Origin of the sequence: Bacillus sp. FJAT-26390 (genome assembly GCF_001682865.1) — a bacterium.
In the GTDB taxonomy this organism is placed as follows: Bacteria; Bacillota; Bacilli; order Paenibacillales; family Paenibacillaceae; genus Pristimantibacillus.
This window is the reverse complement of sequence record NZ_MAQX01000029.1, coordinates 1-382: the sequence shown is the minus strand read 5'-3', so window position 1 is coordinate 382 and position 382 is coordinate 1. Positions and strand designations below refer to the sequence as shown.

Below are 382 nucleotides of genomic sequence, written 5' to 3'. Positions count from 1 at the left end.
ACCCGGACCCGATGAGGTTCGGATACTCAGGCAGGTATATTGCTCACTCGTTGTCAGTTTTGAAAGATTAATCATCTTTCAACAGGAAGTCCAAAGGGAATACCCAAGGGCCTTTAGCTCAGCTGGTTAGAGCGCACCCCTGATAAGGGTGAGGTCGGTGGTTCGAGTCCACTAAGGCCCACCATTATCGACTCTGAGAAGTCGGTACCCATATAACTTTGGGGCCATAGCTCAGCTGGGAGAGCGCCTGCCTTGCAAGCAGGAGGTCAGCGGTTCGATCCCGCTTGGCTCCACCAAAAAAATATTTGTTGCGTCTTTGCTGAAGATTTACTATGAAGCAAATTCACCGCAAAACAATTTGCACCTTGAAAACTGGATAACG

2 tRNA genes are annotated in these 382 nt (G+C 49.0%); both read left to right on the top strand.

What is annotated here, in order from left to right:
* The first annotated feature begins 107 nt into the window (after window positions 1–107).
* Window positions 108–184, top strand: a tRNA-Ile gene (locus A7975_RS21000).
* Between the two features lie 36 nt (window positions 185–220).
* A tRNA-Ala gene (locus A7975_RS20995) sits at window positions 221–296 on the top strand.
* The last annotated feature ends 86 nt before the right edge of the window (window positions 297–382 follow it).